The 1,783-nt window shown below is 43.5% G+C and carries 1 pseudogene; it reads right to left on the bottom strand.

Features of this window, described 5'->3' with window-relative positions:
• Positions 1–1,783 (bottom strand): annotated as a pseudogene (locus EZL74_RS13155) (gliding motility-associated C-terminal domain-containing protein); the annotation flags it as partial.

Here is a 1,783-nt window from a genome sequence, read left to right as displayed (position 1 = left end):
CTACCGTTGTCATAAGTATATATAAACTTGTGATTCCCTTCAGCAACATTAAATGCGTTAAATAAGGAACCATTCAATACACCAACATTATCAACATTAGTCCATGTTCCATTGGTAGGGATAGTGTTTGATAAATAACTGTTTAAGTCCCAAAGAGTGGTTTTATCATTACAGATTTCATCAGGTGAAGTTATTTCATCTCCCACTTGAACCTCGATAGTCACATCGACTGTTTGAGTCACCACAGTTACGTTTCCGCAAGCATCAGAAGCAGTCCATGTTCTGGTTATTGTATAGGTGCCATTGGCTACCGGTGTTTGTGTTTCAACCGGAGCAGGAACATTTACAGCAGAACAATTATCTGAGAACTGTAAAACTGGTATCTGTGGAATATTATTACAAGTAACCTGAGGATTCGGATCAAAGTTAGTTGTATCCAATACCGGTTTCGTTGTATCCTGAATTGTAATTACCTGAGTAAATACGTTTAATGTAGCATTAGAACAAGCATCAACGGCTATCCAAGTATTGGTATAAGTACCTCTGTTGGGACAATCCCCGGCAACAAAAATTCCCGGAGTTTTGATATAGGTTACATTAGTTGTACAGTTATCAACCGCTTGCGGAGCAAGAGCTTGCGCATTAGTCAAACCTTGAGCATCGCTGCATTCCAGTGTTACATCTAAACTACCAGCAGGAGTTACCCAAGTAGGTCTTGTATTATCTGATACGCTAATGGTTTGTGCATGTGTAGTGGTATTACCGGCACAGTCGGTAAGAGACCAAGTACGGGTAATAGTGTACGATCCTGCACAAGCGCCAACTACCGGAGCTCCATCTGTAAATGTAGCATTCAATCCTGTAGAACAGTTATCAGCTTCATCAGTTACATCGCCTGTAAACTCAACCGAAGCATCGTAAGTACAAGCATCCGTGGTGTAGATAGTGATATCCGCCGGAGCAGTGAAGGTAGGCTTGATGTTATCTGATACCGTGATGTTTTGAGTATGTGTAGTGGTATTACCGGCACAGTCGGTAAGAGACCAGGTACGAACAATAGTGTAAGCTCCAGCACATTGACCTGCTACAGGCTCCGCATCAGAGAATGTAGCATTCAATCCTGTAGAACAGTTATCAGCTTCATCAGTTACATCGCCTGTAAACTCAACCGAAGCATCGTAAGTACAAGCATCCGTGGTGTAGATAGTGATATCCGCCGGAGCAGTGAAGGTAGGCTTGATGTTATCCGATACCGTGATGTTTTGAGTATGTGTAGTAGTATTACCGGCACAGTCGGTAAGAGACCAGGTACGAACAATAGTGTAAGCTCCAGCACATTGACCTGCTACAGGCTCCGCATCAGAGAATGTAGCATTCAATCCGGTAGAACAGTTATCAGCTTCATCAGTTACATCGCCTGTAAACTCAACCGAAGCATCGTAAGTACAAGCATCCGTGGTGTAGATAGTGATATCCGCCGGAGCAGTGAAGGTAGGCTTGATGTTATCCGATACCGTGATGTTTTGAGTATGTGTAGTGGTATTACCGGCACAGTCGGTAAGAGACCAGGTACGAACAATAGTGTAAGCTCCAGCACATTGACCTGCTACAGGCTCCGCATCAGAGAATGTAGCATTCAATCCGGTAGAACAGTTATCAGCTTCATCAGTTACATCGCCTGTAAACTCAACCGAAGCATCGTAAGTACAAGCATCCGTGGTGTAGATAGTGATATCCGCCGGAGCAGTGAAGGTAGGCTTGATGTTATCCGATACCGTGATGT

It is taken from the genome of Flavobacterium silvisoli (assembly GCF_004329815.1).
GTDB lineage: Bacteria > Bacteroidota > Bacteroidia > Flavobacteriales > Flavobacteriaceae > Flavobacterium > Flavobacterium silvisoli.
This window is presented reverse-complemented; position numbering and strand designations above follow the sequence as displayed.